The sequence below is a fragment of the Bacillus sp. V2I10 genome, from assembly GCF_030817055.1.
Taxonomy (GTDB): domain Bacteria; phylum Bacillota; class Bacilli; order Bacillales; family Bacillaceae; genus Bacillus_P.
This window is the reverse complement of the sequence record NZ_JAUSYV010000001.1, coordinates 3908951-3930427: the sequence shown is the minus strand read 5'-3', so window position 1 is coordinate 3930427 and position 21477 is coordinate 3908951. Positions and strand designations below refer to the sequence as shown.

27 protein-coding genes, 1 other RNA gene, 1 pseudogene and 1 riboswitch are annotated in these 21477 nt (G+C 39.1%); of the genes and pseudogenes, 20 read left to right on the top strand and 9 right to left on the bottom strand.

Features of this window, described 5'->3' with window-relative positions; all coding sequences use genetic code 11:
- Positions 1–2 precede the first annotated feature (2 nt).
- The 3 genes from QFZ72_RS19915 (at position 3) to QFZ72_RS19905 (ending at position 1930) form a co-directional block, all read left to right on the top strand.
- Entirely contained in the window at positions 3–209 is a 207-nt protein-coding gene (locus tag QFZ72_RS19915; protein ID WP_154319593.1) for a DUF1657 domain-containing protein, read from the top strand.
- Between the two features lie 33 nt (positions 210–242).
- The gene (locus tag QFZ72_RS19910) at positions 243–1103 is read left to right on the top strand and encodes a DUF421 domain-containing protein (RefSeq protein ID WP_307436821.1); all 861 of its coding nucleotides are present in this window, start codon (positions 243–245) and stop codon (positions 1101–1103) included.
- Positions 1104–1417: 314 nt separating this feature from the next.
- The gene (locus tag QFZ72_RS19905; RefSeq protein WP_307436819.1) at positions 1418–1930 is read left to right on the top strand and encodes an undecaprenyl-diphosphatase; all 513 of its coding nucleotides are present in this window, start codon (positions 1418–1420) and stop codon (positions 1928–1930) included.
- A 547-nt stretch (positions 1931–2477) separates the two neighbouring features.
- Here the strand turns inward: QFZ72_RS19905 and QFZ72_RS19900 are convergent.
- Together QFZ72_RS19900 and QFZ72_RS19895 are read right to left on the bottom strand one after the other, a co-directional pair.
- Complete coding sequence (locus tag QFZ72_RS19900) at positions 2478–2609, bottom strand: hypothetical protein (RefSeq protein WP_263596909.1); 132 nt, start codon at positions 2607–2609, stop codon at positions 2478–2480.
- Between the two features lie 75 nt (positions 2610–2684).
- On the bottom strand, positions 2685–2909 hold the full coding sequence (locus tag QFZ72_RS19895) for a hypothetical protein (RefSeq protein ID WP_307436816.1): 225 nt from the start codon (positions 2907–2909) through the stop codon (positions 2685–2687).
- An 89-nt stretch (positions 2910–2998) separates the two neighbouring features.
- Between QFZ72_RS19895 and QFZ72_RS19890 the strand changes: the two genes are divergently transcribed.
- Together QFZ72_RS19890 and ssrS are read left to right on the top strand one after the other, a co-directional pair.
- Positions 2999–3325, top strand: a complete 327-nt coding sequence (locus QFZ72_RS19890; protein WP_307436815.1) for an MGMT family protein — start codon at positions 2999–3001, stop codon at positions 3323–3325.
- Between the two features lie 86 nt (positions 3326–3411).
- A non-coding RNA gene (ssrS, locus tag QFZ72_RS19885) (6S RNA) lies at positions 3412–3601 on the top strand.
- Positions 3602–3866: 265 nt separating this feature from the next.
- Here the strand turns inward: ssrS and QFZ72_RS19880 are convergent.
- Positions 3867–4541 (bottom strand): SOS response-associated peptidase, encoded by a 675-nt coding sequence (locus QFZ72_RS19880; protein ID WP_307436814.1) that lies wholly within the window; start codon positions 4539–4541, stop codon positions 3867–3869.
- A 183-nt stretch (positions 4542–4724) separates the two neighbouring features.
- Here QFZ72_RS19880 and QFZ72_RS19875 point away from each other — a divergent pair, with 183 nt between their 5' ends.
- The 3 genes from QFZ72_RS19875 (at position 4725) to QFZ72_RS19865 (ending at position 6345) form a co-directional block, all read left to right on the top strand.
- Positions 4725–4997: an AAA family ATPase gene (locus QFZ72_RS19875; RefSeq protein WP_307436811.1), complete on the top strand. Its 273-nt coding sequence runs from the start codon at positions 4725–4727 to the stop codon at positions 4995–4997.
- The gene (locus QFZ72_RS19870; RefSeq protein ID WP_307436808.1) at positions 4990–5280 is read left to right on the top strand and encodes a hypothetical protein; all 291 of its coding nucleotides are present in this window, start codon (positions 4990–4992) and stop codon (positions 5278–5280) included. Before QFZ72_RS19875 ends, QFZ72_RS19870 begins: the two co-directional genes overlap by 8 nt.
- 267 nt (positions 5281–5547) lie before the next feature.
- Positions 5548–6345: a peptidoglycan-binding protein gene (locus tag QFZ72_RS19865; protein WP_307436806.1), complete on the top strand. Its 798-nt coding sequence runs from the start codon at positions 5548–5550 to the stop codon at positions 6343–6345.
- Between the two features lie 737 nt (positions 6346–7082).
- Here the strand turns inward: QFZ72_RS19865 and QFZ72_RS19860 are convergent.
- The 3 genes from QFZ72_RS19860 to QFZ72_RS19850 all read right to left on the bottom strand — a co-directional run bounded on the left by QFZ72_RS19860 (position 7083) and on the right by QFZ72_RS19850 (position 8272).
- Positions 7083–7394, bottom strand: a complete 312-nt coding sequence (locus QFZ72_RS19860) for a hypothetical protein (RefSeq protein ID WP_307436803.1) — start codon at positions 7392–7394, stop codon at positions 7083–7085.
- Complete coding sequence (locus QFZ72_RS19855; RefSeq protein WP_307436800.1) at positions 7384–7890, bottom strand: GNAT family N-acetyltransferase; 507 nt, start codon at positions 7888–7890, stop codon at positions 7384–7386. Before QFZ72_RS19855 ends, QFZ72_RS19860 begins: the two co-directional genes overlap by 11 nt.
- A gap of 193 nt (positions 7891–8083) precedes the next feature.
- A complete protein-coding gene (locus QFZ72_RS19850; protein WP_029281718.1) occupies positions 8084–8272 on the bottom strand; it encodes a YkvS family protein in 189 nt (62 codons plus the stop codon).
- A 184-nt stretch (positions 8273–8456) separates the two neighbouring features.
- Here QFZ72_RS19850 and QFZ72_RS19845 point away from each other — a divergent pair, with 184 nt between their 5' ends.
- The 3 genes from QFZ72_RS19845 to QFZ72_RS19835 all read left to right on the top strand — a co-directional run bounded on the left by QFZ72_RS19845 (position 8457) and on the right by QFZ72_RS19835 (position 10301).
- Positions 8457–9323, top strand: a complete 867-nt coding sequence (locus QFZ72_RS19845; RefSeq protein ID WP_307436796.1) for a patatin-like phospholipase family protein — start codon at positions 8457–8459, stop codon at positions 9321–9323.
- 76 nt (positions 9324–9399) lie between these two features.
- The gene (locus QFZ72_RS19840; RefSeq protein WP_307436794.1) at positions 9400–10038 is read left to right on the top strand and encodes an SDR family oxidoreductase; all 639 of its coding nucleotides are present in this window, start codon (positions 9400–9402) and stop codon (positions 10036–10038) included.
- Positions 10039–10106: 68 nt separating this feature from the next.
- A complete protein-coding gene (locus QFZ72_RS19835) occupies positions 10107–10301 on the top strand; it encodes a hypothetical protein (protein WP_307436790.1) in 195 nt (64 codons plus the stop codon).
- A 59-nt stretch (positions 10302–10360) separates the two neighbouring features.
- On the opposite strand, the gene QFZ72_RS19830 is transcribed toward QFZ72_RS19835, so the two are convergent.
- A complete protein-coding gene (locus QFZ72_RS19830) occupies positions 10361–10852 on the bottom strand; it encodes a sigma-70 family RNA polymerase sigma factor (protein ID WP_307436786.1) in 492 nt (163 codons plus the stop codon).
- Positions 10853–11169: 317 nt separating this feature from the next.
- Here QFZ72_RS19830 and QFZ72_RS19825 point away from each other — a divergent pair, with 317 nt between their 5' ends.
- The 7 genes from QFZ72_RS19825 (at position 11170) to QFZ72_RS19795 (ending at position 19238) form a co-directional block, all read left to right on the top strand.
- Positions 11170–11760 carry a cell wall hydrolase gene (locus QFZ72_RS19825; protein ID WP_307436783.1) on the top strand — a complete coding sequence of 197 codons (591 nt, stop codon included), beginning with the start codon at positions 11170–11172 and terminating at the stop codon, positions 11758–11760.
- Positions 11761–12047: 287 nt separating this feature from the next.
- A complete protein-coding gene (locus tag QFZ72_RS19820; RefSeq protein WP_307439880.1) occupies positions 12048–13523 on the top strand; it encodes a spore germination protein in 1476 nt (491 codons plus the stop codon).
- A gap of 19 nt (positions 13524–13542) precedes the next feature.
- Positions 13543–14643, top strand: a complete 1101-nt coding sequence (locus QFZ72_RS19815; protein WP_307436780.1) for a spore germination protein — start codon at positions 13543–13545, stop codon at positions 14641–14643.
- Positions 14633–15706, top strand: coding sequence for a Ger(x)C family spore germination protein (locus tag QFZ72_RS19810; RefSeq protein WP_307436777.1), 1074 nt, complete (start codon positions 14633–14635; stop codon positions 15704–15706). Before QFZ72_RS19815 ends, QFZ72_RS19810 begins: the two co-directional genes overlap by 11 nt.
- 90 nt (positions 15707–15796) lie before the next feature.
- Positions 15797–17122 (top strand): polysaccharide biosynthesis protein, encoded by a 1326-nt coding sequence (locus QFZ72_RS19805; RefSeq protein WP_307436774.1) that lies wholly within the window; start codon positions 15797–15799, stop codon positions 17120–17122.
- Positions 17123–17207: 85 nt separating this feature from the next.
- Positions 17208–17309: riboswitch (purine riboswitch) on the top strand.
- A 146-nt stretch (positions 17310–17455) separates the two neighbouring features.
- Positions 17456–18649, top strand: coding sequence for a NupC/NupG family nucleoside CNT transporter (locus tag QFZ72_RS19800; protein WP_307436772.1), 1194 nt, complete (start codon positions 17456–17458; stop codon positions 18647–18649).
- A gap of 226 nt (positions 18650–18875) precedes the next feature.
- Positions 18876–19238: a cbb3-type cytochrome c oxidase subunit I gene (locus QFZ72_RS19795; RefSeq protein ID WP_307436770.1), complete on the top strand. Its 363-nt coding sequence runs from the start codon at positions 18876–18878 to the stop codon at positions 19236–19238.
- Positions 19239–19418: 180 nt separating this feature from the next.
- Here QFZ72_RS19795 and QFZ72_RS19790 read toward each other — a convergent pair whose 3' ends face one another.
- Both QFZ72_RS19790 and QFZ72_RS19785 read right to left on the bottom strand, forming a co-directional pair.
- Entirely contained in the window at positions 19419–19553 is a 135-nt protein-coding gene (locus QFZ72_RS19790) for a hypothetical protein (protein WP_307436766.1), read from the bottom strand.
- A gap of 67 nt (positions 19554–19620) precedes the next feature.
- On the bottom strand, positions 19621–20175 hold the full coding sequence (locus QFZ72_RS19785) for a GNAT family N-acetyltransferase (RefSeq protein WP_307436763.1): 555 nt from the start codon (positions 20173–20175) through the stop codon (positions 19621–19623).
- Between the two features lie 292 nt (positions 20176–20467).
- Between QFZ72_RS19785 and QFZ72_RS19780 the strand changes: the two are divergent.
- Together QFZ72_RS19780 and comJ are read left to right on the top strand one after the other, a co-directional pair.
- Positions 20468–20837, top strand: a pseudogene (locus QFZ72_RS19780) (hypothetical protein).
- Positions 20838–20860: 23 nt separating this feature from the next.
- The gene (gene comJ / locus QFZ72_RS19775) at positions 20861–21274 is read left to right on the top strand and encodes a competence protein ComJ (protein ID WP_307436762.1); all 414 of its coding nucleotides are present in this window, start codon (positions 20861–20863) and stop codon (positions 21272–21274) included.
- Positions 21275–21477: the final 203 nt, after the last annotated feature.

Here is a 21477-nt window from a genome sequence, read left to right as displayed (position 1 = left end):
TAGTGACCATCGCATCAGATGTGAAACAATGTTTTGCTCAGCTAAAAGGTATTGAGGCTGATCTATCAAGTTTAGCGTTACGGACTCAAGCTAATGAATCAAAACGAACATTACATGAAACCATGATGATCGTGCATGAAATATCGGCAGATTTAAAAAAACGAATTGGGGAATTGGAACGAGAAGAGTCTCAATATAAAGGTTTTTAGGATAAACCATTCTTAAACAGGAGGTGTAAAACAGTGCCTGAGTGGTTAGATGTAGTAGTAAGGTCATTATTATTTGTAGTTGTCTTATTTCTAATTACAAAATGGTTAGGTAAAAAGCAGCTCTCCGAACTTTCATTTTTTGAATATGTCACTGGCATTACAATTGGAAGTATTGCAGGAGAAGTTGTTATGGGGCTTGAAAGGAACATGTTTAACGGGATAATCGGAATCTTGATCTTCGCTTCTATGCCTTTTTTTGCAGGTTTGATTTCTTTAAAAAGCAAAGTCTTTCGCAATTTTATAGAAGGGAAAGCAACCATTTTTATTAAAGATGGGAAAATCATGGAAGATAACTTGAAAAAGGAAAAATACACAACTGATGAGTTGCTGGAATTGCTTCGAAAGAAGGATGTCTTCCAGGTGGCTGATGTGGAATTTGCGTTATTAGAGCCGACCGGGGAATTAAGTGTTCTATTAAAAAAAGAAAATCAGCCTTTAACTCCGAAAGATGTAAACTTGAATGTTGCTTCCATTAAGGAACCCCAGACCGTCATTATGGATGGAGAAATCTTAAATGAGCCGCTGTCTACTATTGGCCGAAGCAGAAATTGGCTGAAAACTGAACTGGAAAAACAGGGAGTTACCATTGAAAATGTTTTTCTTGGACAGGTAGATTCTTACGGACAATTAACCGTTGACCTCTTTGATGATAAACTTCAGGTTCCAACTCCTCAAGAAAAACCTTTAGTTTTCGCCGCAATGAAAAAATGTCAGGCGGATTTAGAGCTGTTTGCCCTTGGAACTGAATCAACGGAGGCAAAGCATATGTATAGTGAAAATAGTAAAAAATTACAAGAAGCTCTAGAAAAAGTAAGTCCTATTTTAAAAAGTTAATGGTTAATGGGAATGGTATAACTCGAAAGATTGATATTCAGAATGATGAAAGCATCGTTTTTCTTTACAATAATGAATGAATAGCATTAGATATGAAACGCTGTCATGGAAGTTTTTCTAAATACTGGTTCTAAAGAGAAGCGCACTCCTGATATAGTGGAATGTGCTTTTTCTAAACTTAATTAATAACCTATTTAAACCTTGAATCTCATAAAGGAGCACCTAACTTAGAGAAAATTCATTTTCCCGATTTTTACATATTTCTCGCTTAGAAGGGAATTTTAGGTGTAACAATAAAGTCAGGAGACATTTTTATGAATTACAAAGTATTTAAGACAATCAATCAGCTTTCTGGACGTTGTTCTCCAATTGATTGGCTGATGATATTGATATCAAATAAGATTCGTTATGTGTTTATTTTTGTTTTAATTTTCATGCGATTTAATAATTCTTACAAAAAAGTGTCACGAAATGCGTTGATATCAGCGGGGATAACATTATTTATTAATACTTTGGTAAAAATGGTTTATTTTAAACAGCGGCCGTTTGTGAAACGACAGATCGGCATACTCATTCCTTCAAAAATGGATTCTTCATTTCCAAGTAAACATACTCTGCTTGTATTTGCTATATCTACTACTATCTTTCTTTATGATCGTATCTTTGGCTCAATCATGTGGGGATTATCTGTGTTGACGGGCTTCTCACGAATTTGGGTAGGACATCATTATCCGTCTGATATTATCGGAAGTGCCTTTATTGCCACCATGACAAGTATTTTGTTAGAGAAAATTTCCAGTTGTGCAAACTATTTTGTCCGTCGATAGCTGCTGAATTCAAGTGGAAATCAGGTGTGATTATTATTTAATTGAAAATGATGCCCATGTTGAATTGTTCGTTTTTATGTGAATAGATAGATATTTGTTTGTGATTTTTGTCAGGTACACATTCCTTTGAACTCTGTTATAGCAGCAGTATTTGGCTTTAGGCCAGATGTTCGCAATTGCATATTATTCATTACATTTTGAACAAGTCGCAGCATATTTCTGTTTCAATTTCTTCCTAATGCATAGGCATCTCACTAACTCCAAAACCGAATAAAAGACGTTCCGCATCTTACCTCTATTTTTTCTTTCTGCCAAACATCTTTAATATGTTTTGCCTTCTCTTTGAATTCAAAAGCGCAGGTATCCTTTGGAGAGGATAAGTGTTTTTTTATTTAGAGAGGATGAATAGCCAGAAAACCTTTTGAACAATAAAAACCCCCGCTCAAATCCTTGAGCGGGGGGAGGTATCATGTTACAAGCTTTGTTAAATGGTTGTTTTCATTTTAGCACAGGTTCGCAGGATTACCTAATAAAAAATGATTATTTATTATTTACGTCCTGATTGATGATTTGATACGGGTGACTTGCTCGTTTTTGGCTTTAAATTCTTTAACCTGCTTTTTATATAGTCCTTCAGCATGTCACGCTTGCGTTTTTGACGCTTGTCTCGGTTCTTCATATAGTCACCATCCTATTTCAAAGAAATTAGACCCTGCTTTTATTATAACTCGAAATCTGGCGGGTCAACCTGCTTTTACTTAAATTCAAATTCATTCTCGCCTTCCATGCGGTTAGTCTTGCGTACATACGAATAAAAAAGCTCCATAGCTTCTGTTTTAAATGCTTTTGACAGTTCTTCTGAGAAATAAAGATCTGGATCCAGCTCATAATGTGGTGTTACGATCTTCAATTTGGTCTGTTCGTTCTGAATGTAATGATGGGTTAAGAGATTTGATGGTATCTGTATCCTTTTTGCCATGATCAGCACCTCTCTCTGTCAGTAGTGAAATCCATATTATTTTTAGTTTATCATAGAAGGATGAATATTATTGAACAGGGAGATCAAAGATGGAGACTTTTACTCAAAGAGCGTTATTAATTATTAGATCAATACCAGCCGGAAAAGTGATGACATATGGACAAGTTGCGCGGTGCGCCGGTCAGCCGAGAGGAGCGCGGCAGGTTGTCCGCATTCTTCATTCGATGAGCGAAAAGCATCGTCTGCCATGGCATCGTGTCATAAATTCCAAGGGGGAAATCGGCATGAAGGAGACGGAGGCCGGCAGACTGCAAAAAAAATTATTAGAAGAGGAAGGCATCTCTTTTATCGGTGAATATCGAATCCATCTTGAGGATTGGATCTATGATCCTGGCATGGATGCGGCTGACTGGTAAAAAAACTGAATTCTGCTGTTTAATCCTTATTTGGGGTATTGAAACTTTTCGGTTGACCGCTGCCTTATAATGATGTAATATACTACTACAAGCTGCATTGTACGTAATGATAATTAAGTTTTAACCTTTAAGCTGTAATAGGGAGTTTTATATCGCATCTGAAATGTCATGCCTCTCCATTAGCAGAGGAAGACAGGAAAGCTGCTGCAAACACCCACTTTGAGAAGTGGTGGTTTAAAACTTTCTTACGTAAGTTACGGCAATTGTGGCTTCTTTCTTTAATCATTTAAAACCAGTTCCTACCTCAGGAGCTGGTTTTTTGATGTTTTACAGTCTTTAAGCATACTTGGATGAAAGCCCTTATTTGGATGCTTTGAAAATAAATTCCCAGACTTTTTGAATCATTTCCGACGCTTTCTCCCATTATTCCTATACTTTCAGAATGAATTCCGTATAAATGTGAACAACCCATATTTTTGACATTTGGTCAGCTCAGTCTCTTTCACCATCGATCATCGCCGCAGAACCCTCATGTTCATATTCAGCAAATCTCCCGAATCAAATGCACCCCATTATTTTTAGGAGAATTTACTTCAGAAGATACTTTAAACGCCTCCATTTGCGTTTGGTCAAAAGGCTTCAAAAACTGATGAAGATAATCTGGATCATGATTGGATGGGTCGAGCCAGCTTGCTTCGTCTTCGGGCTTCAGGATAACGGGCATTCTATCGTGAATGGAGCTCATCAGCTCATTTGGTTCGGTTGTGATAACGGTACAGGAATAGATGGTTTTGCCATTTGGCGATTTCCATGATTCCCACAAGCCTGCCATACCGAAGGGCTCATCTGATTTCATTTTAATTCTCATCGGTGTTTTGCCGCCTTCATGCCGTTTCCATTCATAGAAAGAATCGGCAAGAACAAGACATCTTTTATTCCTGAAAGCATTTCTGAAACTTGGTTTTTCGGCTAAAGTTTCTGATCTGGCATTGATTGTTTTATATCCGATTTTTTCATCCTTTGCAAAAGGAGGGATGAGCCCCCATTTTAATAACCCCATTCGATTTTGAGTGCCATCGTTAATGACTGACAGTACTTCGTGGGAAGGAGCGATGTTGTAACTGTAAACATACTCATCTTCATCAATGGCTGCGCCTATATGAAATCGATCTACAAGATCCGCATATTCTGCGAATAAGGTGTATCTGCCGCACATGGACATTCTCCTTTTTATGTAAAATGATACCGTTATCATTCCCTTTAGACAAGAAAAAAAGAGGTGTCGTATAATAAAAAAAAAGGAGAGATCTGTGGTGCATTTAAAGAGAGTCAGCTTTGTCCCTGATAATAAAAAGCAGGAGTATCCATATGGACTTCCGCTGTTTAAAGAATCTCTTACTTGTCGTTTGATGCACCGGTAACGATTCTTGCAGGAGAAAATAGGAGCGGTAAGTCAACACTGCTAGAAGCAATAGCTGAGCATTCCGGTTTAATCCGCATTGCATCAGCAGATGATGACGATATCAGGAGATTTTCCCGTCAGTTAAAGCTTTCATGGAGTGCAAAAACCAAAAAAGGCTTTTATTTAAAAGCAGATGACTTTCTGACATATGCCCGCAATGTCACGCGCATGAGAGCAGAGGCAGCAAAAAGGCTAGTGGAAGTTGAATGAGTACCGGGACAAATCGATTTTGGCCCGTCAGCTTGCAGCCTCTCCTTATCATAAAGTGATCGGGGAAATTGAGGAACTATACGGGAGAGGGCTTGACAACCTGTCCCATGGAGAGAGATTTTTGGCGTTTTTTCAATCAAGATTTCGCACAAACGGTTTTTATTTGCTTGATGAGCCAGAGGGTCCGCTGTCCCCGATGAAACAGCTGAGTTTAATCAGTATGCTGCTTGAAATGATCAAAGAAGGCTCGCAATTTATCATTGCGACTCATTCTCAATCTTAATGGCTTTTCCAGATGCTGTTATTTATTCCCTTGATGACTTGCCTTTAAAAAGCGTGCAATATGCTGATTTAGAGCATGTCAGAATGACGAGAGAATTTCTGAATTCGCCTGAAAGATACCTTAAACACTTATGAGTATTTTGTCGAAATACGGACTAATAATTGACATTTTTCTAGTTCTTACGTTTTGTTTTTTCCTCAATACACCAACACTCCCAACTTTTTCACGTATAGTGTGATGTATTACTATTACATGAGGAGGGGCAATATGAGGAAAAAGCTTATGGGATTGATTGGAGCATCTGTACTTAGTGTAAGTGTAATTTTTCCATTGAGCGGGGAAGCAGCACTTGGAGACAGAACGCTTTCGCAGGGAATGAGCCATTCAGATGTTAAAGAACTGCAGGAACATCTTTTATCAAAAAGTGTGTTCCCCTATTTTGAAGAGACAGGCTATTATGGTCCAATTACAAAAGATGCAGTGAAAGAATTTCAGGAAAAGAGCCGCATTCAGGTTGATGGAATCGCAGGCCCACAAACGAATCAAAAAATTAAAGTGTTGCGCTATGGCGATATGGGAAAACCAGTAATCAAGCTTCAGCGTCTGCTGAAAGAGTGGGGAGTATACACTGGTATTGTTGATGGAATGTACGGAAACAGCACGAAAAGTGCAGTAGCCAATTTCCAGCAGCAAAAAGGAATGAAAAGTGATGGTATCGCTGGACCGCAAACCTTTAGTAAGTTAAATCAAAAATCAAGCAGCGTTTCAGGCACTGTAAAAGAGTTAACGGTTAGTAGCACGGCATATACGGCTTCTTGCGAAGGCTGTTCAGGAGTTACGAAGATGGGTGTGGATTTAAAAAAATACCCTGATGCTAAAGTGATTGCCGTTGATCCGAACGTGATTCCAATTGGCTCAACAGTAGAAGTTGAAGGCTACGGAAAAGCGATTGCGGCTGATATTGGCGGTGGGATTTCAGGCAACGAGATTGATGTCTTTATTGCAGGTCAAAGCAGTGCAATCAATTGGGGCAGAAAAACAGTGAACATCAAAGTTTATCAATAATAGATTACTAGATACATAGTAAATGGGAAATCCGCTGTCTGCAGCGGATTTTTGCTTTTTAGAATGGCCAACGGCAGATAGAAACAGGAATTTTAATGAGATTTTTCAGATGTGCGAGTTGAAAAGCTGTTCTCGTAAATTGAAACGAGATTCTTGCGAGTTGGAGATGCATTTTCACTAATTGAATGATTGTTTTTGCGAGTTGGATGCAACTGTACCCATCATATGCCAAATACTGCTTGAGTTTATGTCATAGATTTCGCAGTATCTGAGATAAGTGGCCAACGGCAGCTGGAAATGGGCATTTTCATGGCTGGAATCGAGGTATGCGAGTTGAAAAGCTGTTCTCGCAAATTGAAACGAGATTCTTGCGAGTTGGAGATGCATTCTCACTAATTGAATGATTGTTTTTGCAAGTTGGATGCAACTGTACCCATCACATGCCAAATACTGCTTGAGTTTATGTCATAGATTTCGCAGTATCTGAGATAAGTGGCCAACGGCAGCTGGAAAAGAGCATTTTCATGGCTGGAATCGAGGTATGCGAGTTGAAAAGCTGTTCTTGCAAATTGAAACGAGATTCTTGCGAGTTGGAGATGCATTCTCACTAATTGAATGATTGTTTTTGCAAGTTGGATGCAACTGTACCCATCATATGCCAAATACTGCTTGAGTTTATGTCATAGATTTCGCAGTATCTGAGATAAGTGGCCAACGGCAGCTGGAAATGGGCATTTTCATGGCTGGAATCGAGGTATGCGAGTTGAAAAGCTGTTCTCGCAAATTGAAACGAGATTCTTGCGAGTTGGAGATGCATTCTCACTAATTGAATGATTGTTTTTGCGAGTTGGATCCTTCTGTACCTCATTATATGCAATCAATAGTTTAGCATCTGCTATAAAATGATCAACGCTGCTAAAAAGGATATTATTAAGCAATTCTGACTGGGAAAAATGACTGTTTTCAGTGACTGATTGTGTTCGCTTGCCCAGCCAAATTAGCCAATCCCCCGTTACTTTCTTATCCAAAGCTGCCAATTCAGCGTTCAAGATCCAGGCTCATATAAACCTCATCCACATACCCATCCGCAATTTTCAGAGCTTCTTTGTATTCGCCGTATTGAATAAAGCCCAAAGATTCATATAATGCCTTGGCACTTTGATTATCAACAGCCACCGCAAGATCAACTTTTTCAATGGCCGCATTTCCTTGAATCCGGTCAATAAGAGAGCCCAGCAATTTTTTTCCTAAGCCTTTGCCGCGCATGGTGGGGGAGATGTACATTCCAAGAATTTGGCCGCGGTGCTTCATTTTTTCAAGACTCTCCTGTTTGAACCCCGCGATGCCGGAAAGCTCTGAATCCATTAAAGCGCCCATAATAAACGCAGATTCTGAAGGAGTTATCTCATGGATTAATTCCTCAATTGATTTTTTCTTTTCCGTTTCATAACTTGAAGCAAAGTTGGAAGGCAGCTCATTCAGGGCCTGCAGCCGCAGTGCCCGGTACTGTTCTGTATCTTCTTCTGTCAGCAGCCGAAATTCCATAGCGGTACCTCTTTTCCTTTTTCCTGGAGATAAAAGTCAATCCCGAACATTTTGCCCGCTCCTTATCTGCCTTTCGGAGCTGACCCTGCAGTTTCGTCTTTCTTATTTAGTATGGTTTCTTTTCATTAAAGCAATGTAGAGAAAAAAATAAAACAGCCTGAAAGAGAACCTCTTCCAGGCTGCTGTTTTTAAATCAATGAAGCTGTTCTTTTACAATTTTATAGTTTTTATGATTGACAACCGTCCGTCTCTCAAGATCTAAATCCCGGAAATTTTCCATATACGTCAAGTCTACAATCACTGAATTTTCATTAACTTTCTCCACGATGCCACGTAAACCGTCTCTGAATTCAATCACATTGCCAACTTTAGCGATTTTCATTTCCTCTCTCCTTCTCTATACAGATCCCCTGTTAGGACTATTTAACATTATTTTTTCAGTTAAGTAAAGGCTTTCAATCAAAATTGTGTAAGAATTTCGAAAAAAGGCCAAACAGATTAGGTGAAGAAGGGGAATTGAACATGTTATAGTAAGATAAAATTGTTTTTGAAAGAGGCGAAATTGCTTGGTTTCATCAGGTCTTGTCCTCGAAGGCGGAGGAATGCGCGGGGTTTATACCGCGGGCGTATTAGAATATTTTATGGAAAAAGATTTATATTTCCCCTATGTAATCGGGGTTTCGGCAGGTGCCTGCATGGGCGCTTCATATATTTCAAGGCAAAAAGGAAGAAATAAAACGGTAAACATCAATTACGCCAATCATAAGAGCTATTTATCGTTAGGCAATTTTATCCGGCATAAGCAGCTGTTTGGAATGGACTTCATTTTTGATGAGATTCCAAACAAACTTGTTCCTTTTAACTTTGATGCCTTTCTGAAAAGCGATCAGACATTTTTAGTAGGAACAACTGACTGTAAGACAGGGGAGCCTGTTTACTATAATAAAAAGGATATCGGCATGGATATTTTAACGATTTTAAGAGCCTCAAGCTCTCTTCCGTTCATTGCACCAATGATTGATTACGAAGGAAGGATGCTGCTTGACGGAGGGATTGTCGATTCGATTCCGATCAAAAAATCACAAGCAGACGGCAATGCCCGGAATGTGGTCATTTTAACCCGAAATGCTGGCTACAGAAAGAAAAAGAGCAGCATGGAATGGATGGTCAGACGTACTTTCAGAGCCTATCCAATGCTTGCAGATGCCATGCTGAACCGGTATGAGCAATATAATCAGACGCTTGATTATATTGAGGAGCAGGAAAAGCTCGGCAATGTGTTTGTGATCCGTCCTACTAAAAAGCTCGAAGTTGACCGGATTGAAAGAAACCCGGTTAAACTTGAAAAGCTTTATGAGCAGGGTTTACAGGATGCAGAAGCTTGTTTTGAAGCACTGCGTAAATGGCATGAGCCGCATCATGTCTTAACCTGAAATACCTATCCAAACGTTTGAAGGAAGTTTCTTGGGGGAAGAGTACAATCATACTAAATAAAAGGTGTTGGTAAGTATGAACGTATTAATTGCAGGAGCTAACGGAAAAACAGGGAGACATATAATAGAACAAATTGCACGCGGCGGCGAGCATCGCGCCATCGCAATGGTACGGGATCCTAAGCAGGAAAAAGAGCTTCAGAAGCTGGGTGCCCAAACCGTTGTCGGCGATCTTGAAGGAGATGTATCTCATGCGGTTCATCTCGCAGATGCAGTCATTTTTGCAGCCGGATCAGGTTCAAAAACGGGACCTGATAAAACAATTTCTGTTGACCAGGAAGGGGCTAAAAACCTGATTGACGCTGCTAAGGAACATCGGATTCAGCATTTTGTCATGCTGAGTTCTATGGGGACAGATAATCCTTCAGCAGGTCCTGAATCAATGGAACAGTATTTTAAGGCAAAGGCAATTGCAGATGAATATCTGCGCGGATCAGATCTCTCCTATACCATTGTGAGACCTGGTGCACTGACAGATGAAAGGGCAATAGGAAAGATTGAAGCGTCCCAAAAAATCGAGAACAAAGAAAACCGCAGCATTTCCCGTGAAGATGTAGTAGCGGTTCTGATTGCTTCGCTTACTCATGAAGAATTGAAAAACAAAACTTTTGATATCCTCTCTGGTGAAACAGATATAGAGGAAGCATTATATTAAGACATGGACAAGCGGACTTCTCCTTAGTAAACTTGCATATATGAAAAGATTTGGGGGAAGTATGTTCCATGGATAAACAATTGGTAAATGAGATGCTGGACTCTTTAAAAAATGGCGAAATGAATGAATATCACGTTCCAAAAGAAGTGTTTCTTACCTTTAGGACCGCTCTTGTTGAACGTGAGGATTTTAAGCATTTCCGCGGAATTGCCCAGCAGGGCGGAAGTGTTATATATAGGTTTATGCAGGTTCCCCGGAGCTGAATTAATAAAGCGGCTGTCACTTGTGACAGCCGTCTTTCTTTTTTTCGAATGGTTCCGACTTATGATTCTTCTAAGGCTTTGATCTTCTTTAAAGCCTCTCTTCTCCATGATTTCACACTGGCAGCACTTACTTTTTCGCTCTCCGCAATTTCAGAGGGCGTTTTCCTTTCAATGCAATAGCCAATCAGCCATTTTTGCTGCATCGGAGACAGGATATGACTATACGAGCGGACAATTCGCTCGTTTAACATTTCCTTAATAGGATCATTATCCATCATCACATCGTTATGATGTTCACGAAGCTCCTCGTGATCTTGCCTTCTGATTTGTTTGTTCATTTCATTAAGAAGCTGGCCTCTTATGCACTTATAAAGATAGGTGCTGAAGGTGCCTTTAGAATTGTCATAGGTTTTTGAGGCATTCCACAATGCGATAAGTCCAATTTGATGGTATTCTTCCTGATTTTTTGTAATGTTCAAATGCTTAATGTGATAATAAATCATTTTTTGATACTGCTTGACAAGTTCTTCAAAACTTTTTTCTTCAATCATTTTCAGGTCTCCACTAAGGAGCGCTCCAATATAGTATTCCGCGGTAGGTTAATCATAAGAAAGGAATGTGAAATGGTAAAAGGAGAAAAGAACGTATTTCTATAAGGATAAAAGCTGAAAGTTTGCTGTTTGTGCATGGGGAAATGTCCGCTATCTTCTGTTTCACTTCAGAGAAATGACAGATTTGCCGCATTTTTTTGAACAGTGAATTGGTATTCCTTCCAATTTTTAAGCAATGAATTTTGTGAATAAAGCTGTTAGGCTATAACTTGTACTTCTAACAGACTAATCCGAATGAAAAACTGGGAGGTTTACGAATGAAGAAAGCATTCTTTACTTTTACTATCATTTCTGCACTTACCTTATCATTATTTGGGTTTGAAAAAGCAGAGGCAGCAACAAAACACGAAGTTAAAACTGGCGATACTTTATGGCTGATCGGCAAAAAGTACGGAGTATCCATTAAAGAGATTCAATCCCTTAATCATAAAAGCGGTCAATTATTATATGTAGGCGAAAAATTACAGGTTCCTCAATCAATTTCAGATGAAGATAAGGATTTATTGGCCCGAATCGTTCATGCTGAAGCAAAAGGCGAGCCATATGCAGGAAAAGTAGCTGTGGCAACAGTTGTCTTAAACCGTGTGAAAGACGATCGATTCCCGGATACAATCAGAGACGTTATTTATCAAAAGCAATCTGGCATTTACGCATTTTCTCCAGTAGAAAACGGCTCAATTAATGAACCTGCTGATGAAGAAGCTAAAGAAGCGGTTCAAGAAGCCTTGGCATATGAGGGTATGGGAAATGATTCTGTCTATTTCTATAATCCTGTAACAGCCGAGAGCGACTGGATTCGTACTAGAGAAGTCACGCTTACAATCGGAAGACACACATTTGCAAAATAAATAAAAGCAGCTCCTTTCCTTTTGGAAGGGAGTTTTTTTGTTGTAGATCAGTGTTTTGTCAGTAGCCTTAACTGAACAAAGCTGCATCTAGCGGATTTTGAAAAATAATCTTTATATTGAACTTTTTGAAAACAAACTTTTTCAGTTTCGCTAATTAATTTGGAAAACTCCCTGACCTATTGGTGCGTGTAAAAACGTTTTCATTATTTCAGTTTGAATAATTTAGATAACAGGAGGAAATATAAGGGAAAGTACGATCGTGAAATGTGGTGGAAATCGTGAACAAAATGTATAAGCAGAATGGCAAACCAAAGCCGTCGATGGCTGAAATCATTACTAGCTTCAAGGCCTCGTCTGATTTTGTCCAATTTGAGCACAATGCAAAAGAGATCACATTCTGGGTGTCGTACATTCGGACAGTTGTAGATCCGCAGCTTTTGCATGAGAGCATATTAGCTCCTTTGCTCAAAGAGAAATGGAATACTCTTCATCAACTGAAAGAAATTGTACCAATTGAAGAAATCCTTGTCACGATTGACACGGATATTGTTTCGGAGAAATTGCTGGAAGGCTATGTCATTATTTCATTCTCTGAATATGGAAGTCCGTGTGCATTATTAAGAGCTACATTGAATAAAGCAAGGGACATCTCACTTCCTGAAGTTGAATTTAGTGTAGTAGGTCCGAAAGAAGCATTTGTAGAAGCGATTGAATTTAATATCAATTTGATTCGTAAAAGAATACAAGTACCGCAGCTGCGAATAAAAGAAATGCAAATTGGTGATTTGTCCAAAACAAAAGTTGCTGTACTTTATATTGACAGCATAGCAGATGAAGAAAATGTAAACACAATTACTCAGCGGATAAGAGATATTTCGTATGATCAAATAGGCGACAGCGGCTATGTTGCCCAATTCATTTCGGATAATCATAATTCTCCTTTTCCGCAGGTGCTTGATTCTGAACGTCCTGACAGGATAGCTGCTGTGCTATCAGAAGGAAAAGTAGCTGTAATTGTCGATGGATCTCCGCAGGTTTTAATTGGACCGACAACTCTAGTGGAATTTTTCTCATCCTTCGAAGATTATTATTTAAATTGGGTTCTAGCATCTTTTTTCAGGCTGATCCGTGTGTTTGCTGTAGCGTTTTCCATCTTGGTTACACCAGTATATGTAGCGACACTGACGTTTCATTATGAATTAATTCCAAAGGATTTGCTGAACACGCTTGTCACATCCAGGCGTGAAATTCCTCTGCCTCCTATATTAGAAGCACTGTTTTTGGAGCTTACCATTGAATTGCTCAGGGAAGCTGGAGCACGATTGCCGACAAAGGTCGGCCAGACAATCGGTATCGTAGGCGGGATCGTTATTGGAACGGCATCTGTTGAAGCAGGCCTGACCAGTAACGTTCTTCTGATCATCGTCGCATTGTCAGCACTTGCATCGTTTACCACTCCGGTTTACAAGATGGGCAATACGATTCGCCTGCTGAGATTTCCATTTTTAATTTTCGCACAGCTCTATGGTCTTCTTGGCATCGTTTTATGTTTTTGTTTTTTAACTACTCATCTCTTGAGGCTGACTTCTCTCGGAAGGCCCTTTTTGGTGCCGGTCTATCCGCCCCGGAGCAGGGACCTTAAAGATGCGGTAATCCGTTTTCCTTTCTCTACATTAAGTAAGAGACCTTTGGCCCTGCGGACGAAACAGCCCGATAAATTTTCAGCAAAAAAAGCGAAACAGAGACATGATATAGATGAATAGCAGATCGTGAGGTGTTCAGATGAAAAAGATAGCAGAACGGTATCAAGTCTCGCATTTTCTAGCATTTTTTCTTATTCACTCCCTTCAGTTTGGTGTGGGAGTACTTGGCTTTCAGCGCTTTCTTTCGCTGGACTCCGGTCACGATGCCTGGATAGCGGTCCTTGCTTCAGGAGTCATTGTTCATATCTCAATCTTTTTAATTTATCAGATCTTAAAGGATCAAGAGGGAAACATCCTTGATATACATAGAAAGATTTTTGGCAAGTGGATCGGCAATGGCCTAAATGCAATTGTCATTATTTATTTTACATGTCTTGCTATTAATATCCTCCGAACTTATATAGAGGTTATACAGGTATGGATGTTTCCGGATCTGAATGTCTGGATGTACAGCTTTATTTTTTTGGTTCTTGTTTATTACATATTAAATGGCGGGTTTCGCGTGGTGACAGGGATTTGCTTTTTCGGTGTAGTTCTCCCGGGATACCTGATTTTTACGTATCTGTTCACACTGAAATTTGCGAATTTCAATAACCTGATGCCATTTTTTGATCACTCCATCAGTGATCTTTTGAAAAGCACGAAGAATATGTCGCTGACAGTCTTAGGCTTTGAAGCCCTGTTTATGTACTATCCTTTTCTGAAAAATCCTGAAAAGTCAAAAAAGTGGGCACACATGGGTGCCGCCTTTACAACTTTCTTCTATTTGATCATTATGTTGTTCAGCATTGTTTATTTTAGTGAAGAGCAGCTTCAGAGAAACGTATGGGCAACACTGACTATGTGGAAAATTGTCGAGATGCCGTTTGTAGAAAGGTTTGAATATATTGGGATCGCAAACTGGAACCTCGTCATCCTGCCGAACGTTTGTTTATCCCTTTGGTGTGCAAGCAGAGGCATAAAACAAGTTGTAAAAATAAAGCAGAAATACACAATCTTGATTGTCCTCGCCGTCTGTTATGCAGCAGTAAATTATATTAAAGACCGTGAACAGATTAATTTTATTAATAATTTTCTTGGCGAGGTAGGTTTCTATTTATTTAGTGCTTACATTCCGTTGCTGTATTTACTCACTTTAATTTACCGAAAATGGAAGGGAGGGCGGAAAGTTGAAACGTAAAATGCTTGTTCTTTTCATTCCGCTGCTGCTTTTGACAGGCTGTTTAGAAAAAGAGATATTGGACGATGTCAATATTATTACGGTAGTAGGCTATGACATGGAAAACTCCGATCAAATAAAAGGAACCGTTGTGATACCGGTATATCAGCAGGATGCTCCTGTGGAAAGTGAAATCATTGAGGACACCACGTCCATGGAGATGAGCAAAGATATTTTAACTCACCTTCAGCGTAAATCATCTGACCCTCTTGTTCTGGGGAAAGTTTCAGTTGTCATCTATTCAGAGGAAATTGCTAAAAAAGGGCTGACATCTCTGGTTGATGCTCTTCAGAGGGATGCAAGTGTAGGATCGAGAGTCTATTTGACAGTAGGCAGAGAGAGTGCCAATTCCATTATGAAGGCGAAATTTGGAACCAGAGGAGCGGAAGCATATATTTCAAACCTGATCCGTCACAATATTGAAAGCAGAGATATCCCAAAAACGAACCTGCACATTTTTCTATATGATTTGTATGCAAAGGACAGTGACCCCTATTTGCCCATTTTGAAAAAGGGGGAAGGAGATACAGTTGAACTTGATGGACTTGCGCTATTTAAAGGTGACAAGATGGTCAGCGAAATTCCAAATGAAAAGCTGATTTTTTTTAAACTGATTGCTGATAAATATACAGAAGGAACCTATTCACTTCAACTGCCGAAAAAGGAACTGGCAGCGATACAAGCCATTTTCTCTGACCGCAAAATAGAAGTAAATAAGCATGATCCAACTAAACTTACGATAAAAGTAAAAATCAGCGGAATTGTTCAGCAGTATACCGGAAAAATGATTACACCTAAAATTAAAAGTGAAATGGAAAATGCATTTGAAAAAGAGATTATAAAAGAATCGAAACAATTGATCGAACAATTTAAAGAATCAGATACTGATCCTCTTGGAATCCAAGATCTATTGGAAAGTGAGATTAGAGGTTTTGGAAAAAAAGAATGGAAAGAGACCTATCCAAAACTGTCTGTAGAGATTAAGCCAGAGGTCATGATAACTGAAACAGGTGTGATTGATTAGAGAAAAACGATTATAATAACAAATTTTAAAATAATTCAATGACTTGTCTCATAGACTTTTAGAAAGTTCTTCGCCAAGGAGTGAGTCAGCATGAATTCTTTTTTCAAAGGAACCCTCTTATTAATCGTTGCCGCTTTTTTCAGTGAATGCATCGAATTCTTCGTCAACATGATTTTAGCCAGAGAGCTTGGAGAAGAAGGAATGGGCAGGTATATGTCCATATTGCCTGTCATATTTTTAGTTGCCGTCCTTGCAAGTCTTGAACTGCCGATTTCTATCTCAAAATACATTGCTGAAAACAAACGGGTCCTGCATTACAATATGCTGCGCCATGCCCTGCAGATGACACTAGTTGTTACCCTTGCTGTACTGCTGGCAAGCGTCGTCCTTTTTTCAGCTACATCTTTGCTTGAGGGATTTCATCCGATTGTAAAATGGCTGATTATTGGCCTAATTCCCATTGCGTCGTTTTCTTCGATTGCGAGAGGATATTTTATGGGTGTTCAGCAGATGGGCAAGATTGCGTTTTCTAATTTTTTAAGAAAAGCTGTGCAATTCAGTGTGCTGCTGCTCATTTTCACCATTTTTCAATTTGATCAAAATGCTTTATTGATTGCGCTCTGTGCTTTTATAGGCAGTGAACTGATTGTATTTGTCTATTTGATCAGTATGTTTTTGGTACATATGCATGCTCTGAAAAATGAGGACAACACATTTACAACCGGTAAACATGCTAGGCAAAAGCTGCTGTCTGTATCCCTTCCGACTACAGGCCTGAGGATTTTTCATGCCATTACGAATGCAATTCAGCCTTTTTTAATTCAGACAGCCCTAATTACTGCTGGATTCGGCACGGTTGCTGCAACTGAGCATTTTGGCATGCTGACTGGAGTGGCGATGACAATTGGCTTCTTTCCGGCATTTATTGCTCATTCCTTAATGATCATGCTGATTCCAAACGTTTCTGATTCGTACGGCAAGCAGGATACAAAGACGCTGCGGGTCCTTCTCCAGCAATCGATGTCTTTTACTATGCTTTACGGAATACCGGCCGTATTTATTATTTATCTATTTGCTGAACCGCTGACATCGCTTTTTTTCTCATCTGATCAGGCAGCTTTTTATCTGAAGCTGCTGTGGCCATACTTTTTGTTTCACTTTTTCGTCATTCCCATGCAGGCTTATTTAATCGGACTTGGGCTTGTGAAAGATGCTTTTTACCATACTGTCTGGTCGCATATTGTCTCGTTTGGCATGATGTTTTTGCTCGGTTCACAGCCTTCGCTGCAAATGGCTGGAATTATTCTTGGCATGAATACAGGCATTGTGTTATTAACGCTCATGCATTATGTGACAATCTGCCAGAAAATCGGGATTACACTGTGGCTTACAGAGCGCAGAGACAGTGTTTACTGACGGTTCTGAAAGATTGAAATACATTTGCTAGTTTGATAATAAGAAAAAGGATTGAAAAAGCACTTGTCCCGCTGTAAAATACGAAGATAACTTCATACGTTTTCCTTATATAATCATGGAGATATGGTCCATAAGTTTCTACCTGGCAGCCTTAAAGTGCCGGACTATAAGGAGAGTACGAACAGGTTGTCTGATACAGAGGTCATTGTTCAAGCTTTCTTTATAAAGTCTTGAACAGAGGCCTCTTTTTTATTCATTTTAAGATGTCAGACATCTGACTGCGCTATCATGATTGGAAAACGACTGATGATTTTAATACATGGGGGCGTTCATTTGACTATTTTGTACGGAATCTTATCTCTTGCAGGTATATTATTTCTTGGCTGGCTTTTAAGCAGCAATCGCAAAAGCATTCCCTGGAAAACAATCAGCATTGGGTTATTGCTTCAAGCTGCTTTGATATTATTTGTAATGAAGGTAAAAGCGGGAGAGATGATTTTAGAGAAAGCGGCTTTTGCTGTTCAAAAAATTATTGATTTCAGCAGTGAAGGCATTGAGTTTGTTTTTGGCGGATTTTATGATGAAGGAACCAATATTACATTTGTTTTTGCAATAAATGTCCTAGCTGTCATTATTTTTATTTCAGCCCTTATTTCAGCCCTATATTATCTACGAATTATTCCGTTCGTTGTTAGAATAATTGGTTTATCAATCGGCAAACTTTTAGGCACAACAAAGGTGGAAACGTTCAGTGCTGTCGGAAATTCATTTTTAGGTTTAGTTGAAACTCCTTTGCTTGTGCGGCCATATTTAAAAGATCTTACAAGATCAGAACTATTTGCAATTATGGTTGGGGGAACAGCCTCTGCCAGCGGTGCAATCCTTGTCGGATATTCACTCATGGGAATAGACATGAAATATCTGCTCATCTCAGTTTTCAGCGTTCCGTTTGTTTCTTTGATTACGGCCAAACTTTTGGAGCCAGAAACAGAGATCTCCAAAACAAATGACAATGTTGCTATGGAAAAAACGAAGCATGCGAATGTTTTTGAAGCAATCGCTGAAGGAGCTGTCAGCGGCGTGACACTTGCTTTGAACATTGGTGGTCTGCTGATTGCGTTTATAAGCATTCTGGCCCTGATCAATGGAGGTCTTGGCCTGATTGGAACGGACCTTTCCACGATTTTTGGCTATGTATTCTATCCATTTGCCATCATGATTGGTATTCCGTTTGAGGATGCTTTCAGAGCAGCTTCTATTATCGGAACGAAATTATCAGTCAATGAATTTGTTGCATATCTTGACTTAAGTAAAATGATTGATGAGTTAGAACCTAAAACAGTAGCCATTCTATCAATTGCTCTTTGTAACTTTGCCAACCTGTCTTCTATTGGCCAGCTGATCGTCGGTTTAGGATCACTCGAGCCGACGAAGCGTTCCCTTGTATCTAAACTTGGATTAAAGGCGATCGTCGGGGGAACATTAGCAAGTTTTATTACAGCAGTATTAGTAGGAATGTTTATGTAGGAAAGAAAAGCACCTTGTTTAAGGTGCTTTTTCTTATGATCTTTTTTCATGAAAATGGCATGCCACCTGACATCGGAGTTGTTTGATATGTTTTTTAAGCAAAAGCAAACAGGGGACAGCACTCAGCCTCCTTCCGGTCTTCCTTCTTTTTTTGATGGACAATTTCTAAATAAGCGCCTGCAGAGCGTAAATTAAATTGTATCTTAAAAAGACGGGAGGTAATCAAATGGGGATAAAGACCATCAAGATTTCTGTTCTATACTTGGCTTTAGGTCTTCTGCTCGGTCTTTATATGTCGATTGCTGATGATTATACGCTCACTCCGGTTCACGTCCATATTAATTTACTCGGATGGACGACACTTACGATTGCCGGTATCTTATATTATTTATTTCCTGAGTTAACGGATCATTTTTTGGCAAAGGCTCACTTTTGGCTTCATAATATAGGACTGCCGCTAATGATGATTGGCCTTGTATTTACTGTTTCGGGAACGAACAGTTTATTGCTGCTTACAATCATCGGATCATTGGCAACGGTAATCGGCCTTTTATTTTTTGTGTATAATGTTTTGGTAAATTTAATGTAGAAAAAAAGATGGAAGCATTCTGGAATGCTTCCTTTTTAGTTAAGCTATTGGAATGTTAAAATTTTGCGCGCTTGATGGCAAGCGGATCGCCTAACTCCATGGTCCAAAAAAGTCAGATCCGGACTTTTCCGTCGAATCCTTATCTGCCTTTCGGAGCGGTCCTTGGCACTTGCATTTATCTTAATTCTTATAGGTGAATTCCTGATATTTGCCGGTTCCATTGCACTGCAGGCACTTTTTCGCAAGGGGAATAAAGGAATTCGTTCTGATTTTGCCTGCTCCGCTGCAATGTCTGCAAATGACGACTAGTGCCATCTACATGTCCTCCTCTCAAAATAGAAAAGCTGACTTCTGCTTCTATTTTGGAGATAAAACGGTGTTTTTATACTTTTTTTGCAGATCCATCAAGCCATTCCTCTCTAAGCATGCCCATCTTGATGGAGTCGTAATAGGAACCTTTGTAATATCTGCACTTGCGGATTCTGCCTTCTTCTCTCATACCTGTTTTTTCAGCCACTCTGATCATTCTTGTATTTCCTGACCAGGTTGTTAAACCGATTCGAATCAGCTTATATTTATCGAACAAATGCTGAATCCAAAGCTTCAAGGCTTCCGTACCGGCACCTCTATGCCAATTAGCGGGCTGATAAATAACAATGCCAACTTCAAGCCAGTTTGATGGCTGATGTTTCCAATAGTAGGTTACCATGCCGATTAACTGCTGCTCTACTTCAATATAGAGCTTGTTCGGATTCGGATCTTTCGTTTCTTTTTTTTTTTGTTTTTCAAAATCTTTTCTTGTCATTGTACCTACAGGGAAATAGGGGGCATCCCATTTTTTCCATTCAGGCTCTGCCTGTCCATATATAAACTCCCATAATAATGGGATATCCTCCGGTTTTAATCTTCTCAATGTCACTTTTTTCTCATGAAGCATCCTATAACCAACTCCTTTATTAAGACTTTCTATATCTTTTAATGGATTCCTTTTCCTTAATAGCTATTAAAAGTGAAGAGAACCATTTCTTTTGCTCTATACTGATTGAATTCTCTTTAAAGCATCAGGAATAAAAGATTTCTTCATCCATAAGTAGGGTGCCTATGAAACTAGATTTACAAAACTGACATTCAGTCTTAACAATCGTTTTAAATAGGCTTAAACTGCTCTTTTCAATCATGAATTATATTGAAGATGAAGGAAAAAAACACATTGGAGGATAAATTTAGGAATGGGAAAAATGGTAATTGGACTCATTCTTGTTATAATGGCACTCGCAGGTTTAATTGAGGGACAGGCTCCCGGGAAAGCTGCTGCTTATTCGGCCTATGATGAAATCTTATATTTTCCTATGGATAGGTATCCTGAAACATCATGTCAGTGACGCGATTGCTGCCGGGCATTCCGATGTGTGTACGATTGAACGTGATGGAGCAGAGGAGAGAAGGGAAGAAAGCCTTGCCGGAATCTCTGCTAAGACTGGATACGATCGTGATGAATGGCCGATGGCTATGTGCGAAGAAGGAGGAGCAGGTGCGTGGGTCGGCAATCAGCTCGAGGATTATCCTGACGGCACAAGGGTTTTATTTAACACTGACTGAATTTCGTGATGGAGTGTGAGTAAATGAAGGAAATAAAAAGAAAAGATGAAATTCTTGTATCCTATCAGCAAATAATCATTTCCAATATTGGCATCAGTCCTCCGCATTTTGAATGGTCGGTGCAGGATTATAAAAAAGGATATGCTGCCGATGAATATGCGGTTTCATTTGCTGCATTGTCCAATTCATCTGCAGAAATTCAAGTTGTACAAGATCAGCCCGAGCTGAATTCCAAACATGAATTTACATGCAAAGTACCGTTTCGAGTCGTAAATGGTGCTGTTGAAATCAAAAGTATTTTATCAAAAAAATCAGTCTATGAAATTTCGGCTGGAAACTACTATATAACCTTTTTGGCTATACCGCTTGAAGAAAAAACAAAAAATGGGCTTTACCGCGTCAAATATATATTCCAATTTTCAAAGGCTGGTTTATGATCAGTCTTTTTTTTGTGTTCTTATTGATAATAATTATTAAATAAAAATAATAATAATTTTTGATTGAGTTTTGTGTACGTTTTGGTATAATGAGACATATACTGATTCAACAAAGCGGATTTATAGTGGTTTGCTGCTGTTTATCAGCAGTATTTATATTTTTATAATGCTTAATGAAGATGATTATTTTTCTCAATTAGGGA

Coding starts and splice junctions, on each gene's coding strand:
- QFZ72_RS19835 (WP_307436790.1), top strand. CDS start 10,107: ATGGATAAACAATTGGTAAATGAGATGCTGGACTCTTTAAAAAATGGC.
- QFZ72_RS19785 (WP_307436763.1), bottom strand. CDS start 20,175: ATGCTTCATGAGAAAAAAGTGACATTGAGAAGATTAAAACCGGAGGAT.
- QFZ72_RS19840 (WP_307436794.1), top strand. CDS start 9,400: ATGAACGTATTAATTGCAGGAGCTAACGGAAAAACAGGGAGACATATA.
- QFZ72_RS19790 (WP_307436766.1), bottom strand. CDS start 19,553: ATGGCACTAGTCGTCATTTGCAGACATTGCAGCGGAGCAGGCAAAATC.
- QFZ72_RS19905 (WP_307436819.1), top strand. CDS start 1,418: ATGAATTACAAAGTATTTAAGACAATCAATCAGCTTTCTGGACGTTGT.
- QFZ72_RS19880 (WP_307436814.1), bottom strand. CDS start 4,541: ATGTGCGGCAGATACACCTTATTCGCAGAATATGCGGATCTTGTAGAT.
- QFZ72_RS19820 (WP_307439880.1), top strand. CDS start 12,048: ATGTATAAGCAGAATGGCAAACCAAAGCCGTCGATGGCTGAAATCATT.
- QFZ72_RS19890 (WP_307436815.1), top strand. CDS start 2,999: ATGGAGACTTTTACTCAAAGAGCGTTATTAATTATTAGATCAATACCA.
- QFZ72_RS19850 (WP_029281718.1), bottom strand. CDS start 8,272: ATGAAAATCGCTAAAGTTGGCAATGTGATTGAATTCAGAGACGGTTTA.
- QFZ72_RS19855 (WP_307436800.1), bottom strand. CDS start 7,890: ATGGAATTTCGGCTGCTGACAGAAGAAGATACAGAACAGTACCGGGCA.
- QFZ72_RS19895 (WP_307436816.1), bottom strand. CDS start 2,909: ATGGCAAAAAGGATACAGATACCATCAAATCTCTTAACCCATCATTAC.
- QFZ72_RS19805 (WP_307436774.1), top strand. CDS start 15,797: ATGAATTCTTTTTTCAAAGGAACCCTCTTATTAATCGTTGCCGCTTTT.
- comJ (WP_307436762.1), top strand. CDS start 20,861: ATGAAGGAAATAAAAAGAAAAGATGAAATTCTTGTATCCTATCAGCAA.
- QFZ72_RS19865 (WP_307436806.1), top strand. CDS start 5,548: ATGAGGAAAAAGCTTATGGGATTGATTGGAGCATCTGTACTTAGTGTA.
- QFZ72_RS19900 (WP_263596909.1), bottom strand. CDS start 2,609: ATGAAGAACCGAGACAAGCGTCAAAAACGCAAGCGTGACATGCTGAAG.
- QFZ72_RS19825 (WP_307436783.1), top strand. CDS start 11,170: ATGAAGAAAGCATTCTTTACTTTTACTATCATTTCTGCACTTACCTTA.
- QFZ72_RS19795 (WP_307436770.1), top strand. CDS start 18,876: ATGGGGATAAAGACCATCAAGATTTCTGTTCTATACTTGGCTTTAGGT.
- QFZ72_RS19815 (WP_307436780.1), top strand. CDS start 13,543: ATGAAAAAGATAGCAGAACGGTATCAAGTCTCGCATTTTCTAGCATTT.
- QFZ72_RS19830 (WP_307436786.1), bottom strand. CDS start 10,852: ATGATTGAAGAAAAAAGTTTTGAAGAACTTGTCAAGCAGTATCAAAAA.